14 protein-coding genes are annotated in these 15,282 nt (G+C 65.3%); 2 read left to right on the top strand and 12 right to left on the bottom strand.

Going from position 1 to position 15,282, the window contains the following annotated elements:
• Positions 1–24: 24 nt before the first annotated feature.
• The 8 genes from LB525_RS03810 to LB525_RS03775 form a co-directional block, all read right to left on the bottom strand.
• Complete coding sequence (locus tag LB525_RS03810) at positions 25–1,011, bottom strand: ABC transporter permease (RefSeq protein ID WP_140688410.1); 987 nt, start codon at positions 1,009–1,011, stop codon at positions 25–27.
• Entirely contained in the window at positions 1,008–1,994 is a 987-nt protein-coding gene (locus tag LB525_RS03805) for an ABC transporter permease (protein WP_140846304.1), read from the bottom strand. The genes LB525_RS03810 and LB525_RS03805 overlap by 4 nt, the downstream gene beginning before the upstream one ends.
• Positions 1,991–3,535 (bottom strand): sugar ABC transporter ATP-binding protein, encoded by a 1,545-nt coding sequence (locus tag LB525_RS03800; protein ID WP_224543547.1) that lies wholly within the window; start codon positions 3,533–3,535, stop codon positions 1,991–1,993. Before LB525_RS03800 ends, LB525_RS03805 begins: the two co-directional genes overlap by 4 nt.
• A 229-nt stretch (positions 3,536–3,764) precedes the next feature.
• Positions 3,765–4,817: an ABC transporter substrate-binding protein gene (locus LB525_RS03795; RefSeq protein WP_411970996.1), complete on the bottom strand. Its 1,053-nt coding sequence runs from the start codon at positions 4,815–4,817 to the stop codon at positions 3,765–3,767.
• A 53-nt stretch (positions 4,818–4,870) separates the two neighbouring features.
• Positions 4,871–5,782: a sugar phosphate isomerase/epimerase family protein gene (locus LB525_RS03790; protein ID WP_140846306.1), complete on the bottom strand. Its 912-nt coding sequence runs from the start codon at positions 5,780–5,782 to the stop codon at positions 4,871–4,873.
• Positions 5,783–5,801: 19 nt separating this feature from the next.
• Complete coding sequence (locus LB525_RS03785; RefSeq protein WP_224543490.1) at positions 5,802–7,349, bottom strand: mannitol dehydrogenase family protein; 1,548 nt, start codon at positions 7,347–7,349, stop codon at positions 5,802–5,804.
• On the bottom strand, positions 7,325–8,107 hold the full coding sequence (locus LB525_RS03780) for an SDR family oxidoreductase (protein ID WP_224543488.1): 783 nt from the start codon (positions 8,105–8,107) through the stop codon (positions 7,325–7,327). The genes LB525_RS03785 and LB525_RS03780 overlap by 25 nt, the downstream gene beginning before the upstream one ends.
• 196 nt (positions 8,108–8,303) lie before the next feature.
• On the bottom strand, positions 8,304–9,203 hold the full coding sequence (locus LB525_RS03775; protein ID WP_224543487.1) for a MurR/RpiR family transcriptional regulator: 900 nt from the start codon (positions 9,201–9,203) through the stop codon (positions 8,304–8,306).
• A 190-nt stretch (positions 9,204–9,393) separates the two neighbouring features.
• Here LB525_RS03775 and LB525_RS03770 point away from each other — a divergent pair, with 190 nt between their 5' ends.
• Positions 9,394–10,578 (top strand): Gfo/Idh/MocA family protein, encoded by a 1,185-nt coding sequence (locus LB525_RS03770; protein ID WP_224543485.1) that lies wholly within the window; start codon positions 9,394–9,396, stop codon positions 10,576–10,578.
• Positions 10,579–10,608: 30 nt separating this feature from the next.
• Here the strand turns inward: LB525_RS03770 and LB525_RS03765 are convergent, their stop codons facing one another.
• Positions 10,609–11,235, bottom strand: a complete 627-nt coding sequence (locus LB525_RS03765; protein ID WP_224543483.1) for a TetR/AcrR family transcriptional regulator — start codon at positions 11,233–11,235, stop codon at positions 10,609–10,611.
• A gap of 212 nt (positions 11,236–11,447) precedes the next feature.
• Between LB525_RS03765 and LB525_RS03760 the strand changes: the two genes are divergently transcribed.
• Complete coding sequence (locus LB525_RS03760; RefSeq protein WP_224543546.1) at positions 11,448–12,104, top strand: class I SAM-dependent methyltransferase; 657 nt, start codon at positions 11,448–11,450, stop codon at positions 12,102–12,104.
• 21 nt (positions 12,105–12,125) lie between these two features.
• On the opposite strand, the gene LB525_RS03755 is transcribed toward LB525_RS03760, so the two are convergent.
• From LB525_RS03755 to LB525_RS03745, 3 genes are read right to left on the bottom strand one after another with little or no spacing between them, the layout of a single operon-like run.
• Positions 12,126–12,986 carry a carbohydrate ABC transporter permease gene (locus LB525_RS03755; protein WP_224543482.1) on the bottom strand — a complete coding sequence of 287 codons (861 nt, stop codon included), beginning with the start codon at positions 12,984–12,986 and terminating at the stop codon, positions 12,126–12,128.
• Entirely contained in the window at positions 12,983–13,873 is an 891-nt protein-coding gene (locus tag LB525_RS03750) for a carbohydrate ABC transporter permease (protein ID WP_224543481.1), read from the bottom strand. The genes LB525_RS03755 and LB525_RS03750 overlap by 4 nt, the downstream gene beginning before the upstream one ends.
• 37 nt (positions 13,874–13,910) lie before the next feature.
• The gene (locus LB525_RS03745; RefSeq protein ID WP_224543478.1) at positions 13,911–15,203 is read right to left on the bottom strand and encodes an ABC transporter substrate-binding protein; all 1,293 of its coding nucleotides are present in this window, start codon (positions 15,201–15,203) and stop codon (positions 13,911–13,913) included.
• Positions 15,204–15,282: the final 79 nt, after the last annotated feature.

The following is a 15,282-nucleotide window of genomic DNA, read 5'->3' as shown; positions in this document are numbered from 1 at the left end:
GCGCGACATGCCTTAGCTCAAATACTACCGATCCTCGATGATCCTCAAATACGCCGCCGTCACGAACAGCACGATGAAACCGAACAAAATGCGGCGGCCGCCTTCGGGCATCTGCAGGATGGTGAGCAGCGTCGTCAGCACCGTCAGGATCAGCGCGCCGACGATGGTGCCGGTGTAGCCGCCGCGACCGCCGAAGATCGAGGTGCCGCCGATGACGGCTGCCGCCACCGAAGGCAGCACCAGCGGCTCGGCGAGCGACAGCGAGGGCGCCTTGATCAGGCCTATATAGAGCAGGCCGGTGATGCCGGCGAGCAGGCTGGAGAGGACATAGAGCGCCGTGATCACCTGCCAGTAGCGGACGCCTGACAGGCGCGCGGCGCGTTCGTTATCGCCGACGGCATAGAGCAGGCGGCCGAAGCCGGTGCGGTTCAGCATAAAGACGATCAGCACCGCCACCGGCACGAACAGGAAGAGCGCGTTGGGAAAGCCGTAGGTGAGGCCGGTGCCCAGCCAGTTGAGGAAATCGGGAATCCTGGCGCCGGACGCGATGACGGTGCGCTGGTAGACCTGCAGGAAACCGGTGCCTATCAGGCTGGTGCCCAGCGTCATGATCAGCGGATGCACCCGAAACACGCCGACGCCGATGCCGTTGACGAGGCCGATCAGCACGGCGGGCAGCATGGCCAGCAGGAAAGCCACCGCCGGATCCTGGTTGACGATTTGCGTCGCCATGATGAAGGCGCTCATCGTCGCCACGGTGCCGACCGAAAGGTCGATGCCGCCGGTCAGCATGGTCATGGTCTGGCAGCCGGCGAGGATCGCCAGCGGGATGGCGAATTTCGCCGTGTTGGCGATCCAGCGCTCGTTGACGATGCCCGGACGCAGGACCTGCAGGATCGCCACGAGGACGATCAAAAGGATGATCAGCGGGATGAGCGGCCGGTCCGCCATGAAGCGCTTCAAGCGGCGGCCGAACGAGACCGGCTGGGGCATGGTCGCGATGTCAGTCATGGCGTTGCTCCCACCGGACGGCCGCGGATGGTGATGAAGGCGCCGAACATCACGACCGCGACCATGATCGCGCCTTCGATGATGGCGGTAACGTTCGGATCGATGGCCAGAAGCGTCAGATCGGTGCGCACCAGCCGCAGCACGAAGACGGCGATGATCGGCCCGAGCAGGCCGCCCTTGCCGCCGCCGAGCGCGACGCCGCCCAGCACGACGGCGGCGACGCTGGCGAGCAGATAAGGCCCGGGAATGGGCGCGCCAATGCCGGTGCTGATGGTGAGAGACAATCCGCCCATCGCGGCGAACAGGCCGGAGAGCGCATAGGCGACGATCCTGGTGCGCGCCACCGGCACGCCGCTGCGAAAGGCGGCGAGTTCGTCGCTGCCGATGGCATAGATGGAGAGGCCAAGCCGCGAGCGCCTGAGCGGAATCCACACGATGCAGAGGCAGACGACGAGCAGCACCAGGGCTTTCGGCACCCAGGCGTCGGCCCAGTCCGGCAGGCCGGGGATGGGCGCGGTGCCGATGACGCTGGCCTTCAGCCACTCGGCGGCGGCGCCGCCGGGAGCACCAAGCACCAGCAGCGCCGCGCCCTGCAGCACGAACAGCATGGCCAAGGTGACGACAATGTCGGGCACCCGCGTGACGACGATAAGCACGCCGTTCAGCGCGCCGAGCACCAGCCCCATGGCCAGCACAAAGGGCACGACGAACAATGCATATTCCTCGCTGGCGCCGTTCATCATCGAGGCAGCGGTCACGCTGGTCAGCGCCATCATGGCGGCGACCGACAGATCGATGCCGCCGGCGATGACGACGACGGTCTGGGCCGCGACGGCAAAGGCGTAAGGCAGAACCGCCCGCGCCAGCGAACCGAAGTCGCCGCTGCCATAGCCCGGCTGGATCAGCTTGGTGACGACGAAGACAAAGATCAGCAGGGCGAACAGGCCTGCCACCCAGCCTTGGTTTCGCAAGAAGCGGCTCATGACGCGGCCTCGGCGCTGGAACCAGGTTTGACCTCGGCAAGGATGCCGACATCCGCCCTGGCGCCGCGCGGCAGGCCGTAGGCGGCCCGCATCAATGCCGCTTCGTCGGCGTCTTCGACCGGGAAAGTGTCGACGACGCGGCCGCCGAAGATGACGATCACGCGGTCGCAGACACGCTGCACCTCTTCCATCTCGGATGTGTAGAACAGCACCGACTTGCCCTGGCCGGCAAGCTCGCGCAGCAGCTTGTAGATCTCCTGCTTGGTGCCGACATCGATGCCGCGCGTCGGGTCGAAGCAAAGGATAGTGCGGGCGTTGGCCGCGATCCAGCGGGCGATGGTCACCTTCTGCTGGTTGCCGCCGGACAGGCGCTGCACTTCGCCCTGGGCGCGGGTGTCGATCTGCAACCTGCCGATGGCGCCGGAAACCACCACCTGCTCGCGGCGCATGCGGATCGGGCCCCATTTGCGCGGCTTCGCGCTGAAGGGCAGCGCGATGTTCTCGCGCACCGAACGCTGCATGGCCAAGGCCTCGGCGCGGTCGCCCGGCACATAGGCGATGCCGGCCTGGATGGCGTCGCTCGGATGCGAGAATTTGACCGGCGCGCCGTCGACGTCGATGCTGCCGCCGGTCGGACGGATCGAGCCGGCAAGCGCGGCGAAGAGCTCGTCCTGGCCCTGACCTTCGAGCGCAAAGACGCCGGCGACCTCGCCATTGGCGAGATCGAAGGAGACGTCGTTGAGCTTGGTGCCGAGCTGCAGGTTGCGGACCGACAATCGCGGACGGCCGCCGCCGGCAACCGCCCCGTCATTCGCCGCGCGCGCGGCGACGCGCGTCTTCTCGATGCGGGTGCCGAGCATCATCTCGACTATTCTTTCCTCGATGCCCGGCTCGATGTCGACGACGCCGACGGTTGCGCCGTCGCGCAGCACGGTGGCGCGGTCGCAGAGCGCGGAGATCTCGACGAAACGGTGCGAGATGAAGATGACGGAGCGCCCGGCGTCGCCTTGGCGGCGCACGACCTCAAGCACTTTCTCAGCGAGGTTCGCCGGTAGTGCGGCGGTCATCTCGTCGAGAAGAAGCACGTCGGGCTCGACGGCGAGCGCGCGCGCCAAGTCGAGCACGCGCAGGATGGCCAAGGGGATATGACGCGCCGTCTCGCGGATATCGAGGTCGGGAATGCCGAGCTCGCGCACCCAGGCACGGAACAGCTCGACCGGCGTGCCGGTGAGCCGCAGATTGGATAGGACATCGAGGTCGGGGATCAGCGAAGGTTCCTGGTAGACCGGCAGCAGGCCGGCGCGGCGGGCGGCGGCGGGCGAGCGGACATCGAGCTGCTGGCTGCGGATCAGGATGCGCCCGGCGTCCGCCTTGATCGCACCCGTCAGGATCTTCACCAGCGTCGACTTGCCAGCGCCATTGGCGCCCATCAGCGCGTGCACCTCGCCCGGCAACACGGACAGCGAGGCGTTGCGCAGCGCGGCAACCGCACCATAGTTCTTCGCTACGCCGGAGGCGTCGAGGAGAGGGCTTTGCGGCAACGGGTTTGTTGTCAAATGGTGTGGTTCTCGTTCCAGAAATTAATGCAGGCGGTGGCTGAAGCAACCGACTTCCCCCTTTTCCCTTGTGGGAGAAGGTGTGGTCGAAGGCGCGGGGTGTTCCAGCGGCGTGAGACGTTGGCGTTCCCTGGAACACTCCTCATCCGTCTCGGCGCTATGCGCCGATCCGCCTTCTCCCACAAGGGGAGAAGGCAGAAAGGCGTCTCGTCTCTTACTCGCCCGGGCCCTTGCAGGCGATGATCTGATCCTTGGTGTAGGTCGTCCAATCCGGGATCGAGATCGAGACAGGCCATTCGGGGCTGAGCGAGGGGTCGACGACGCTCTTCAGCTTGGCCTTGCCTTCGTCGGTGGCGTTTTCCCAAAGCTGCGGCTCGACCAAGACGGTCTGCTGCGCCGGCTTCTTGCCGTCGAGGATCTGCAGCGCCAGCGCCACGCCGGCGCCGCCGATCGAACCGGGATTGGTGACGGCCGCTCCCACCAGGCCCTTGACCGAGCTCAACTGACCAACGAAGCCGGCATTGTCGGCGCCGACCACAGGCACCATCGGCGCCTGCTGCTCGACCAGCGCATCGACGATGACGTTGTCGATGCCCGAGGTCCAGATGCCGTTGATCGGGGTGCCGGTGGCGAGGAAGGACAGGATCTGCTGCTTGGCCTGATCCTGCTGCCAGCCGGTGAAGACTTCCTGCGCGACCTTCACGTCTGGGAATTCGGCGAGCGCCTTCTTGAAGCCTTTGTCGCGATCCGAGTCGGCCGAAGCGCCGGCGGCGCCGCGCATGTAGAGCACCTCACCCTTGCCGCCCATCTGCTGGAACAGCCACTTGGCGCCGAGATAGGCATATTGCTCTTGGTTGTTGGAGATGATGTAGGCGGACGGCTCGGTCACCGCCTGGTCGACGGCGACGACGACGATGCCGGCCTTGGTGGCTTCCTCGAGGCCGGCCTTGATGCCGGCCGGATCGGCCGGGTTGACGACGATGGCGTCGACCTTGGCGCTGATCAGGTTGCGGATGTCCTCGAGCTGGCCGGCGGCATCGGTGTTGCGGTGGGCGATGTTGAGCTTCGCCACTTCGCCCGAAGCGAGCGCCTGCGCCTTCATCGCGCAGATCATTTCCTCGCGCCAGCCATTGCCCTGCACCGTGTTGGAAATGCCGATCGTGTACTTGCCGGCTGCGACAGAGGCGCCCACCGAGGCAAGCAGCGCCGCGCCGGCAAGGAGCGAGGCCACGGTCAGATGTCTTTTCATTTCAGTACTCCTCCACATTGATCTTTTCAGTTCGGTTCCAGGCTCTGATTCAGTCGGAGCCAAGCTTTTCGTCATTTGATGAAGGGGCGCAGCACGTCGCGGGCCAGCAGGAAGCCGCGCTTGACCTTTTCGTCCGTCCCTTCGAAGCGCCGGTCCTCGTGCTCGATGACGACCGGTCCGTCATAGCCGGCCCGGTAGAGGCCCGAAAAAATCCTGCTCCAGTCGATGTCCCCAAGCCCCGGCATGCGCGGCACCTGCCAGCCTATGCCAGCCGAAAGGATTCCGCGCTCGTACAAACCATCATGATCAATCATCAGGTCCTTGGCATGCACATGCAGCATGTTTGCGCCGAACTCGCGGATGAAGCGCTCCTTGTCGATCATCTGCCAGACGAGATGCGAGGGATCGAAGTTCATGCCGACATCGCCGCCCCAGGCTTCCAGGATGCGGCGCCAGACATAGGGCGAGTAGGCGATATTGTGCCCGCCCGGCCATTCGTCATAGCTGAAGATCATCGGGCAGTTCTCGAAGGCGAGTTTTACACCGTGCTCGCGGGCGTGGGCGACGATCGCCGGCCAGACTTTTTGCGCATCCTCCCAGTTGGCATCGATGGTCTTCGAAGCATCGCCGCCGCAGAAGGTGTTGACGAGCGGCACGCCCATGCGGCTGGCAAGCACGATCACCTTCTTCAGATGGTCGATCACCGCTTCGCGATGCGCTTGGTCGGGATGGAGCGGATTGGGATAGAAACCGAGACCTGAGATGGCCAGGCCCTTGCCGGCAAGCTCGGCCGCGATGTCCTTGGCCTCAGCGGCCGGGACGTCCACGTCGATATGGCTGGTGCCGGCGTAGCGGCGGCTGGCGCCGGAAGTCTTCGGCCAGCAGGCGATTTCCAGCGCCTCGAAGCCGGCCGAGCACGCCCAGTCGGCGACTTCGCCGAGCGGCGTGTCGGGGAATGGTGCTGTCAGCAGTCCAAGCTTCATGATCCCTCCCGGTTGCTAACTATGCAGATCGCGCCGGCTGCTTCAACCGCGCATCGGTTGGCCCAGCGCAGACCTGACCGACAAAGCCCATCGGATCGTTCGAGAGCAAACCATCGAGCCCGGCGATGATATGGGCACGGAATTTGGCGTTGGCGGCCAAGGCCGGGTCGAAGATAGCGTCGATGGCGAGGATCGAATCGACGAGCGCTTTGCTGTCGGCCCCGATGCGGTCGGCGAGGGCGGCGATCTTGTCGGCAAAAGGATCGGACACCTGCCAGGCGCGGCCGAAGCGGGAAGAAGCCTTGATCAGATAAGCCATCCAGCCGGCGACCGGCACCGAGAGGAGCGCAATGCCTTCGCCCTTCGCCAGCCGGTCGCGGATCGGGTTGAGCAGGCGCTGCACGATCTTCTGCGAGCCGTCGGTGGCGATCTGGTGGTTGCGGTGGCGGATCGCCGTGTTGGTGAGGCGCGACAGGCTCTGCTCGACATAGGCCGTCGGCGTTAGGCCAGGCACGGGCGTCAACGTCGGCAATGTTTCCTCGGTCAGCATGCGCCGGACGAAACTGGCCAGAACCGGGTCGGCCATGGTCTCGAACGTGTGCTCGAAGCCGCCCAACACCCCGAGATAGCTGAGCGTCGTCTGGGCACCGTTCAGCACGCGCATCTTGAGGTGCTCGAATGGCGTGACATTGTCGACGAAGGTCGCGCCGACAAGGTCCCAGCGGGGCACGCGTCCGGCGAAGCGGTTCTCGATCACCCATTGGCGGAAGCGCTCGCCGACCACCACGGCGTCGTCGCGATAGCCGAAGCGCTGCTCGACGGCGTCGATATCGGCCTTGGTCGTCGCCGGCGCGATGCGGTCGACCATGGCCGCGGGGAAGGCGACATTGGCTTCGATCCAGTCCGCCAGCTTCCTGCTGCGCCGCTCGGCAAATGTCCGCACGACAGTGCCGAGGATGACGCCGTTGGTCGGGATGTTGTCGCAGGACAACAGCGTCACCGGCCTGGCATGCGTGGCCATGCGCAGTTCCAGCGCCCTTGCCAGAATGCCGGGCACGCTGCGCGGCGTCTCGGGGCTGGCGAGATCGTGCGCGATGTCAGGATGGTCGAGGTCGAGCGCGCCGATCGAGGGGATGTGGCAATAGCCTTTCTCGGTCACCGTCATGGTGACCGTCTCGATGTCGGGCGAGGCGAGCACATCCAGCGCCGGCGCCGCGCTGTCCTGGCTGTCGACGACGCGAACGATGCTGCCGATGACGCGCGCCTCGACCTCGTCGTTCTGGCGGATGAGCCGCGTGTAGAGACCGTCCTGGCGCCCCAGCGTGCCGGCCAGCAGGGGAGGGCGAATGTTGATGCCGACCAGTCCCCAGCGGTCGAAATCCTTCGCCAGAAGATCGTCGGTGTATTCGGCCTGATGGCAACGGTGGAAGGCGCCGACGCCGATATGGGCGATGCCTGGCTTCAGCGCAGCGCGGTCGTAAGCCGGCTTGCGGACCTCGGCCGGCAATCGACCGAGCAGGGCAGGGCCGAGGTTCTCGGCGCTCACCGATTGGCTCCGATCACCCATTGCTCCTGGTCGATCAGCGCGCCGGTCATCGGGCCGGCCGCGTCGGAAAGCAGGAAGACGGCAAGATTGGCGATGTCGGTTACGGACAACAGCCGGCCGAAGGGTTGCGTCGCATTGGCCGCGTCGAGCCAGCCCGGACCGTGGCCGAGCGTCTCGGCCTGCATGACGCGCTCGGCCGGGGTGTCGGTCCAGCCGACATTGATGCCGTTGACGCGGATGCGGTCGAAGCGGTGGGCGTTGGCGGCGTTCTTGGTCAGCGTCGCCAGCGCGCCCTTGGTGGCGGAATAGACGGCAAGCTCCGGCGAGCCGCAATGCGCGTTGATCGACAGGATGTTGACGATCGAGCCGCCCTGTCCGCGTTTCTTCATATCGGAGATTGCCGCCTGCATCAGGAAGAAAGGCGCACGGGCGTTGACGGCAAACAGCGATGCCCAATCGTCGAGGCTGGCGTCGACAAAGGAGGCGCGATCGGTCAGGCCGGCGGCGTTGACCAGGCCGTCGATGCGGCCGAAGTGGTCGATGCAGGCTTGCGCCAGCCGCGCCGGGGCCTCGGGGTCGCCCAGATCGGCAGCAGCGAAGGCGGTGGGAGTGCCGATGGCCGCGAGTTCGGCGGTGACAGCATTGCCGCGCTTCTGGTCCCGTCCGGTGATCAGCAATCCGGCGGCGCCGGAGCGCGCAAGCGTCTCGGCGATCGCCCGGCCGATGCCTTGCGTCGCGCCGGTGACCAGCACCACCTTGCCGTCGAGACGAACCTCCATTCCTCCTCCCGGAACAAAGTTTCCATTTTTCTAAATATGGAACGGCGGTTCTCTTTAGTCAATCGTGCTAGAGCGGTTCACCGTTCTCATGGAGCCGGTGAACCGCTCTATCTCCTTGTCTTCCGCAATTCCGGACGGAAGGTTACGGCGAAGACGCCGAACTTAACCGCTGATATTTTTCCTGGAATTGCTCTTGTCAGCCTGTCCGCTGCGCGACGACGCCGTGGACCAACGCCATGCCAACCGCGAGCGAGGCGGCAAGCGAGCGAAAGCCGCCGAAGTCCTGCTCGACCACTTCAAGCCAGGTGTCGGAGAGTTTTGCCAGCGGCGAAAAGGTGCTGTCGGTGATGGTGAGAATGCGCGCCTTGCGCTCATGCGCGACGGCGACAAGATCGGGCGTGATCGAGTTGTAGGGGCTGAAGGAGACGGCCAGCACCGCGTCGCGCGGCGTGATGCAGCCGACCTGGTCGAGCGCGGTCGAGCCGACATTGTCGACCAGCACGTTGCGCACGCCCTGCTGCGACAGCGTCAGCGACAGATAGGTGGTGACGGGGAAGGCGCGCTTGCTGCCGATGACATAGATCAGCTCGGCCGCCGCCAGGTGATCGACCATCGTCTCGAAAGCGACGATATCGAAATCATTGCCGATGCGGCCGAGCGAGGCCTGGCAGGCACCGACCATGCCGTTGAGAAAATGCAGGTTGGCGTTCGGCTCCGCGGCCTTGTCCGGGCTGCCTTGCGTGTCCGGCCAGGAGCCCTTCATGCGGTCCTTGAACAGGAGCTGGAAATCGGAAAAGCCCGAATAGCCGAAGATCTGGGCGAAGCGCACCAGGGTCGAAGGCTGCACGCCGGCCTGGTCCGCCACCTGCGCGATCGTGCTCAACGCCACTTCGCTCGGATGCTGCCAGAGGAAGATCGCCACCTGGCGAAGCCGCTTCGGGAAATGCACGGTTCCCGACGCAAGCACCGCCCGCAATTCCTCGTAGGTTTGCGGCTTCGTGTAGCCAAGTGCCGCCAGCGAACGGCTCCGTTTTCTTGCCGCCGTCTCCAGACTATCTGTGGACGGTTCGTCAGCCGCTCCGCGATGGCCGCTCATAGGAATACGCCTCATCGTGACCCAACCGTCGGATGCGTCATCGGATCCTGTCCTCCGGAAGCGCCCGATCGCCTGGTCCTAGGGTTAAAAAGCTAACGCGGCACAATCGTTTTACAAAACAAAAAATAGAAATATCATTTCGAAAACATCCGCGCCGGCCGGCATGCCGAACCTTGGGAGAATCGCAGTCATGGTCTACGCAACCGCCGACGGAACCTCGCGTCAACGCCTGCGGGTCGGCATGGTCGGAGGCGGCCGCAACGGCTTCATCGGCGCCGTGCACCGGCTGGCGATGCGGCTCGACGACCAGATCGCGCTGGTCGCCGGCGCGCTGTCCTCGGATCCGGAAAATGCCGCAGCCTCCGCCGCGGAGATCGGCATCGCGCCGGAGCGCAGCTATGCCGACTACCGCGCCATGGCGAAGGCCGAAGCGGCGCGGGCCGATGGCATCGAGGCGGTCGTTATCGTCACGCCCAACTATCTGCACGCGCCGATCGCCACGGCGTTCCTCGAGGCCGGCATCGACGTGATCTGCGACAAGCCGCTGTCGACGACGCTTGCCGAGGCGGAGGCGCTGGTGGCGCTGACAAAAGCGAAGCAGCGCCGCTTCGTCATCACGCTCAACAATACCGGCTACGCCATGGTCCGCCAGGCGCGCGAGATGGTGGCGGCGGGCGAGCTCGGCCGGATCGTTTCGGTGCATGGCGCCTACATCCAGGACTGGCTAACCAGGCCGATCGACGCCGAGGGCCAGAAGCAGGCGGAATGGCGCACCGATCCGGCGCGCGCCGGACAGTCGGCGGTGCTCGCCGATATCGGCGTGCATGCCTTCAACCTGGCAAGCTTCGTCTCCGGCTTCGAGGCCGAGGCGGTTTCGGCTGACCTCTTCACCGCCGTGCCGGGACGGCGGCTCGACGACAACGCGCATGTGCTGCTGCGCTGGGCGGGCGGGGCGCGCGGCACGATCCTCGCCAGCCAGACCTCGCCTGGCCACTACAATGACCTTTCGGTGCGCATCTATGGCGAGAAGGCCGGGCTCGAATGGTTTGGATCGCGGCCGGAGGAACTGCGCTTCTCGCCCTATGGCGAGGAAACCCGCACGCTGGTGCGCGGCGGCCATGGCTCGACGGCGGAAGCCCGGCGCGTCTCGCGCATGCCGGCGGCGCATCCCGAGGGCTATATCGAGGCCTTCGCCAATTTCTACCGCGACGCCGCCGAGATCATCCGCGCGCATCGCTCGGGCGGTGCCGTAGACGCCGGGCGCGCGGCGCAGGTACCCGACGTGGTCGACGGCGCGCGCGGCGTGAAGTTTGTCGCCGCCGCGGTGGAGTCGAACGCGGCGGGAGGGGCTTGGACGGCGGCGAGGTTTGGATAAACGCTGCGTCTCTTGCGTCCTTGAGACCGATCAATCGGTGTCGCGGCTTGCGGCCGGGCGACCGACCTGCCGGTGCTCGCCGCCGATCAGGTGTGAAAGCCCTTCGAGCGCCAGGCGCCGGAACATGGCGTCTACCTGCGACGGAGACAATTTCGGCTTTCGCTCGAACCACCAGTTCAACGCCGTAAGAAAAGCGCCGACGATGAATTGCACGACGAAGTCGCGCGGGATGGCATCGCCGTGGAGGGTAGGGGGCAATTCCTGCCGCACCATTTCCGACAGGATCAGGCGGATTTCGTTCTCCGTCACGGCGCCGCCCCGCCCGCCGATCATCGTGCGGTAATGGTCGGCATATCGAGCCGCATGCTCGAACATGGCCGTGCTGAAACCTAGCGGATCGTCGTGCGATGCTTCGGCTCCAGCACGCGTCGCCGACTGCGCCTCCTTGAGCTCCTCACGAAGCATCTGGAAGCCGCTGCGCAGCAAGTCCTCCTTGCCGGTATAATGCGCATAGAATGTCGAGCGGCCGACATCGGCTTCGTCGATAATGTCCTGCACCGAAAGGGTCTCGTAGCCCTTGCGCAGCATCAGCGCCAGCAGCGCCTCGTGGAGGGCTTTGCGGGTGCGGGCCGCCCTCCGGTCGATTTCCCGAGGCATGGGTTCGCTCCTTTGCTGTCGCACGGATTGGGCGACTTTTCCGGGACAGCGGGCTCGGATTGTCCGGTATCGAACGGTCCACCCGCTTCTTCCGTCGAAAATCCCGAACAAGCTGTCCATTATCCTACGAGCTGTTTCGAAACTGCGCCAGCCGCGGTCGCTGTGCCGGTATCGGCCGGACCTTGCGCTGCTGAAGAAAGGACGTGACGAACATGCACCATATGCGAAGCGAAGCACACACGGGGGCCGCAATCGGCCCTGAGGCCAACAGGGGTATTACCTTTCCGCGCCTCTACGATCTGCTGGTGTTCATATTAACCCGTGGGCGCGACAAGGCCTATCGCGAGGCCATGCTCGATCTGGCCGGCCTGGCACCGGGTTTCCACTTGCTGGACGTCGGATGTGGCACCGGCACTCAGGCGATTTCGGCCTGGCGCCGCGTGCAGCCTGGTGGATCGGTGGTCGGGGTCGACGTCTCCGAAAAGATGCTTGCCGCCGCGCGCCGCAAGGCGAGCCGGGCGGGCCTCGACATCGCGTTTCACCACGCCGATGCGGCCGAGCTGCCGTTCGAGGAAGGTCGCTTCGATGTCGTCACCTTCACGACCGTACTGCACATGGTGCCGGAGGCAAGGCGCGGTTTTTGTCTGCGCGAGGCCGCGCGCGTTCTGCCCCCCGGCGGGCGGCTGCTGGTGATCGATTACGCCGGACCGGCGGGCGAGCGCAGACACCTGTCGGCAAAGCACGGCCTGCATGGCCAATTCGACCTGCACCGCCTTCGCGAACCGCTGGCGGCAGCCGGGTTCGAGCGCATAGAAGGCGGCCCGCTCAACTGGCTGGGCCTGCATTACCTGCGGGGCATCAAATCATGAATACTGCGGTCGTGCTGATGGCTACCCCTTGATTGCCGAGCCGACGATCGAATCGACGAAGAAGCGCTGCAGGAAGACGAAGAGGATGAGCGGCGGCAGCACGGCGAGCGTTGCGCCGGCCATCACCAGGCCGGTGTTGACGGCGCCGCGGTTGTAGCTGAGCAGCCGGCTCAGGCTGATGACGATCGGATAGGCGTCGGCGTTGCCCTGCAGCACGGTCAGCGGCCACAGATAGCTGTTCCAGTGATAGACGAAGGCGAACAGAGCCAGCGCCGCGATGGCCGGCGCCACGCTCGGCGCCACGATCTTGAACAGGATGAGCAGCTCGGAAGCGCCGTCCATGCGGGCGGCGTCGATCAACTCGTCCGGCACGCCGGCGATGAACTGGCGCATCAGGAAGATGCCGAAGGCGTTGGCGAGGTTGGGCACGATGATGCCGGCAAGGCTGGCGCTCAGCCCGATCGAGCCGACCATGCGGTAGAGCGGGATCAGCGTCACGATCGGCGGCAGGAACATGGTGGCGATCAGCAGCGAGAAGAGCAGCGAGCGGCCGGGGAAAGAATATTTGGCGAAGGCGTAGCCGGCCATCATGCTGGTGACCAGGATGCCGGCGGTGGTGATCGTGGCGATGACCAAGGAATTCCACATCGAGCGTCCGACATTGATCACGCCGGCGACCTTGCCATAGGCCTCCAGGGTCGGCGTATGCGGGATCCAGACCGGCGGCACCTGCATGGTCTCGGCCGGCGTCTTCAGGCTGGAGAGAACCATCCAGGCCAGCGGGAAGGCGGAGGCGACGGCGACCAGAAGCATTGCGGTCGCGAGCAGCGCCTTGCGGCCCGAAGGGCGCTTGCGGGTGAGCGACCGGGTTGGAGCGCTCATTCGGTGTCCTTGCGATTGGCAAAGGCAAACAGCGCCGAGACGCAGACGATCAGCGACAGCATCAGCATCACCGCCATGGCCGAGCCCAGCCCGCCCTGGGCGCGTTCGATGCCGACGCGGCGGATGTGGTAGGTGAGCACGTTGGTCGAGCCGACCGGTCCGCCTTGCGTGATCAGCGCCACCGGCTCGAATACCTGCACCGCATTGATGATGGCAATGACCGCGCTGAACAGAAGCGTGCGGCGAAGCAAGGGCAGGGTTATGAATCGGAACTGCTCGCGTCCGTTGGCGCCGTCGAGCGTCGCCGCCTCATAGAGGCTGCCGGGGATCTGCGTCAGGCCGGCGATGGCGAGCACCGTGAAATAGCCGACCTGCTGCCAGACATTGAGGAGCACGATGGAGACCAGCGCCGAGCGCGGCGAGGAGAGCCAGGGCTGCGGACCGATGCCGGCCAGGCCGAGCAGTTGGTTGAGCGGTCCCTCGCTTGGCGAACAAAGCTTCGACCAGACCAGCGCGACCGCAATCATCGGCACCATGTAGGTCGAAAACAGCACCGTGCGCAGCGCCGTGCCGCCGGCGATTTCGCGCTGGTAGACCAGCAGTCCGAAGACGACCGACAGCGGCAGGATGAGAACGACGGACAGCGCGGTGTAGATTGCGGTGTTGAGCAGCGCCGTCTTGAAATCACGGCCGACCGAGGTCGGGCCGAAGATTTCCTGGAAATTGCCGAGGCCGGTGAAGCTCGCCTCGGAAAAGGGCGTCTGCGTCGACCAGTCCTGGAAGGACAGCCACACAGTCAGCAGCATCGGCAGCAGCACGAACACGCCGATCAATGTCACGGCGGGCGCAAGCATGATGCCCGCCGAGGCACGAAAAGCTTTGGCCATTCACCTGCTTCCGATGGCTCCGGGTCAAAGACCCGAGCTATTTCGCCGCGCGCTCCAGGATCGACGTGGCGTCGTCCTGCGCATTCGCCTGCGCATCCTTGGCCGAGACCTGGCCATACTGCAACGCCTCGAGCGTCTGCTGCAGCGACTCGCTAAACTCCTGGCCGCCGGGCACGACGGGGAAGGGGCGCGCATCGGCAAGCACCGAGACGTAGCCGGACAGGAATTCGGAGCCGAGCTTGTCCTTATGCGCTTCGATGTCGGAGGTGCGTGACGGCAGGATGCCCATCGACATCAATATGTCGGACATGGCCGAGGCGCCGTTCTTGCCCGACTTCGGGCTGTTCAGCCAGGCGAGGAATTCCCAGGCCGCCTTCTGCTCGGCCTCGCCGGCCTTGGCGTTGACAACGGTCATCCAGGAATAGGAGATCGAATGCGGCTTGTCGCCGCTTGGGCCGACAGGGATGGGAGCGGTGGCGATGTTTGCGAACTTGTCGCCCATGCCGGTCTTGAGCGCGCTTTCCCACCAGTTGGCCATTATGATCATGCCGGTCTTGCCGGAGACGAAATTGTCGAGGAACGGGCCCGTGGTGTTGGCGTCCGCCGTTGCCATCGCCGGATTGCTCGCGCCGGACTTTATCAAGTCTTCATAGAGAGCGAAGGTTTCGCCGACCTGGGGACTGTCCAGTGCCGGCTTGCCGTCCTTGACCAGGTTGCCACCATTGGAGACGAGCAGCGAGGCGAAAGGATGGACCACGCCCGCCGCCCATGAGTTGATCATGCCGAAGCCCTGCTGGCCCTTGGCCTTGTCGGTCAGCTTCGCGGCGGCATCCTTGAGTTCGGCCCAGGTCTTGGGCGGAGCGGCGATGCCCGCTTCCTTGAACAGTTCCTTGTTGTAGTTCAGCGCGTAGACGTCGATCTCGTTCGGAATGCCATAGAGCGTCCCGCCGACCGAGGCGGCGCTGACTACGCCCGCCGGCCAGGCGCTCTTCACCTCGGCTGCCACCGCATCGGGAGCAGGGGCGACGAACTTGTCCTTTGCCAGTTCCGGCAGCCACAGATCGTAGATGCCGCCGATCGTCGGACCATCGGACGAGCCGCCCTGCGAGCGCAGCGTGGTCAAGAGATCGCCGAAGGGAACCGCACGCACGGTGACGGCGACATCCGGGTGCTCCTTGGAAAAATCCTTGGCCGCCGCTTCGAGCAGCGCCACCGTCTCCGGCGACCAATGCGTCAGGTAGGAGATGTTGACCGATTGCGCCCAGCCGGTCGCGGGCAGCGCAATAAGTCCCGCGGCGAATCCAAGCTTCGAGATCCAGGCAAGCGACATCGGCGTCCTCCACATAAGCCGTGACCAGAGTGGATGACGTTGTGACAACTTTGAGCAAAGGCGCAAGCCCCCTTGCGCG

The sequence above is a fragment of the Mesorhizobium sp. CA16 genome, assembly GCF_020165175.1.
GTDB lineage: Bacteria > Pseudomonadota > Alphaproteobacteria > Rhizobiales > Rhizobiaceae > Mesorhizobium.
The sequence above is the reverse complement of the archived record's forward strand: the minus strand, read 5'-3'. Positions and strand labels throughout refer to the sequence as shown.

What these genes read in the sequence shown, in the direction of transcription:
- LB525_RS03810 (WP_140688410.1), bottom strand. Translation starts at nt 1,011, where the DNA reads ATGACTGACATCGCGACCATGCCCCAGCCGGTCTCGTTCGGCCGCCGC.
- LB525_RS03805 (WP_140846304.1), bottom strand. Translation starts at nt 1,994, where the DNA reads ATGAGCCGCTTCTTGCGAAACCAAGGCTGGGTGGCAGGCCTGTTCGCC.
- LB525_RS03795 (WP_411970996.1), bottom strand. Translation starts at nt 4,817, where the DNA reads ATGTGGAGGAGTACTGAAATGAAAAGACATCTGACCGTGGCCTCGCTC.
- LB525_RS03790 (WP_140846306.1), bottom strand. Translation starts at nt 5,782, where the DNA reads ATGAAGCTTGGACTGCTGACAGCACCATTCCCCGACACGCCGCTCGGC.
- LB525_RS03785 (WP_224543490.1), bottom strand. Translation starts at nt 7,349, where the DNA reads ATGGGTGATCGGAGCCAATCGGTGAGCGCCGAGAACCTCGGCCCTGCC.
- LB525_RS03780 (WP_224543488.1), bottom strand. Translation starts at nt 8,107, where the DNA reads ATGGAGGTTCGTCTCGACGGCAAGGTGGTGCTGGTCACCGGCGCGACG.
- LB525_RS03775 (WP_224543487.1), bottom strand. Translation starts at nt 9,203, where the DNA reads ATGAGCGGCCATCGCGGAGCGGCTGACGAACCGTCCACAGATAGTCTG.
- LB525_RS03770 (WP_224543485.1), top strand. Translation starts at nt 9,394, where the DNA reads ATGGTCTACGCAACCGCCGACGGAACCTCGCGTCAACGCCTGCGGGTC.
- LB525_RS03765 (WP_224543483.1), bottom strand. Translation starts at nt 11,235, where the DNA reads ATGCCTCGGGAAATCGACCGGAGGGCGGCCCGCACCCGCAAAGCCCTC.
- LB525_RS03760 (WP_224543546.1), top strand. Translation starts at nt 11,448, where the DNA reads ATGCACCATATGCGAAGCGAAGCACACACGGGGGCCGCAATCGGCCCT.
- LB525_RS03755 (WP_224543482.1), bottom strand. Translation starts at nt 12,986, where the DNA reads ATGAGCGCTCCAACCCGGTCGCTCACCCGCAAGCGCCCTTCGGGCCGC.
- LB525_RS03750 (WP_224543481.1), bottom strand. Translation starts at nt 13,873, where the DNA reads ATGGCCAAAGCTTTTCGTGCCTCGGCGGGCATCATGCTTGCGCCCGCC.
- LB525_RS03745 (WP_224543478.1), bottom strand. Translation starts at nt 15,203, where the DNA reads ATGTCGCTTGCCTGGATCTCGAAGCTTGGATTCGCCGCGGGACTTATT.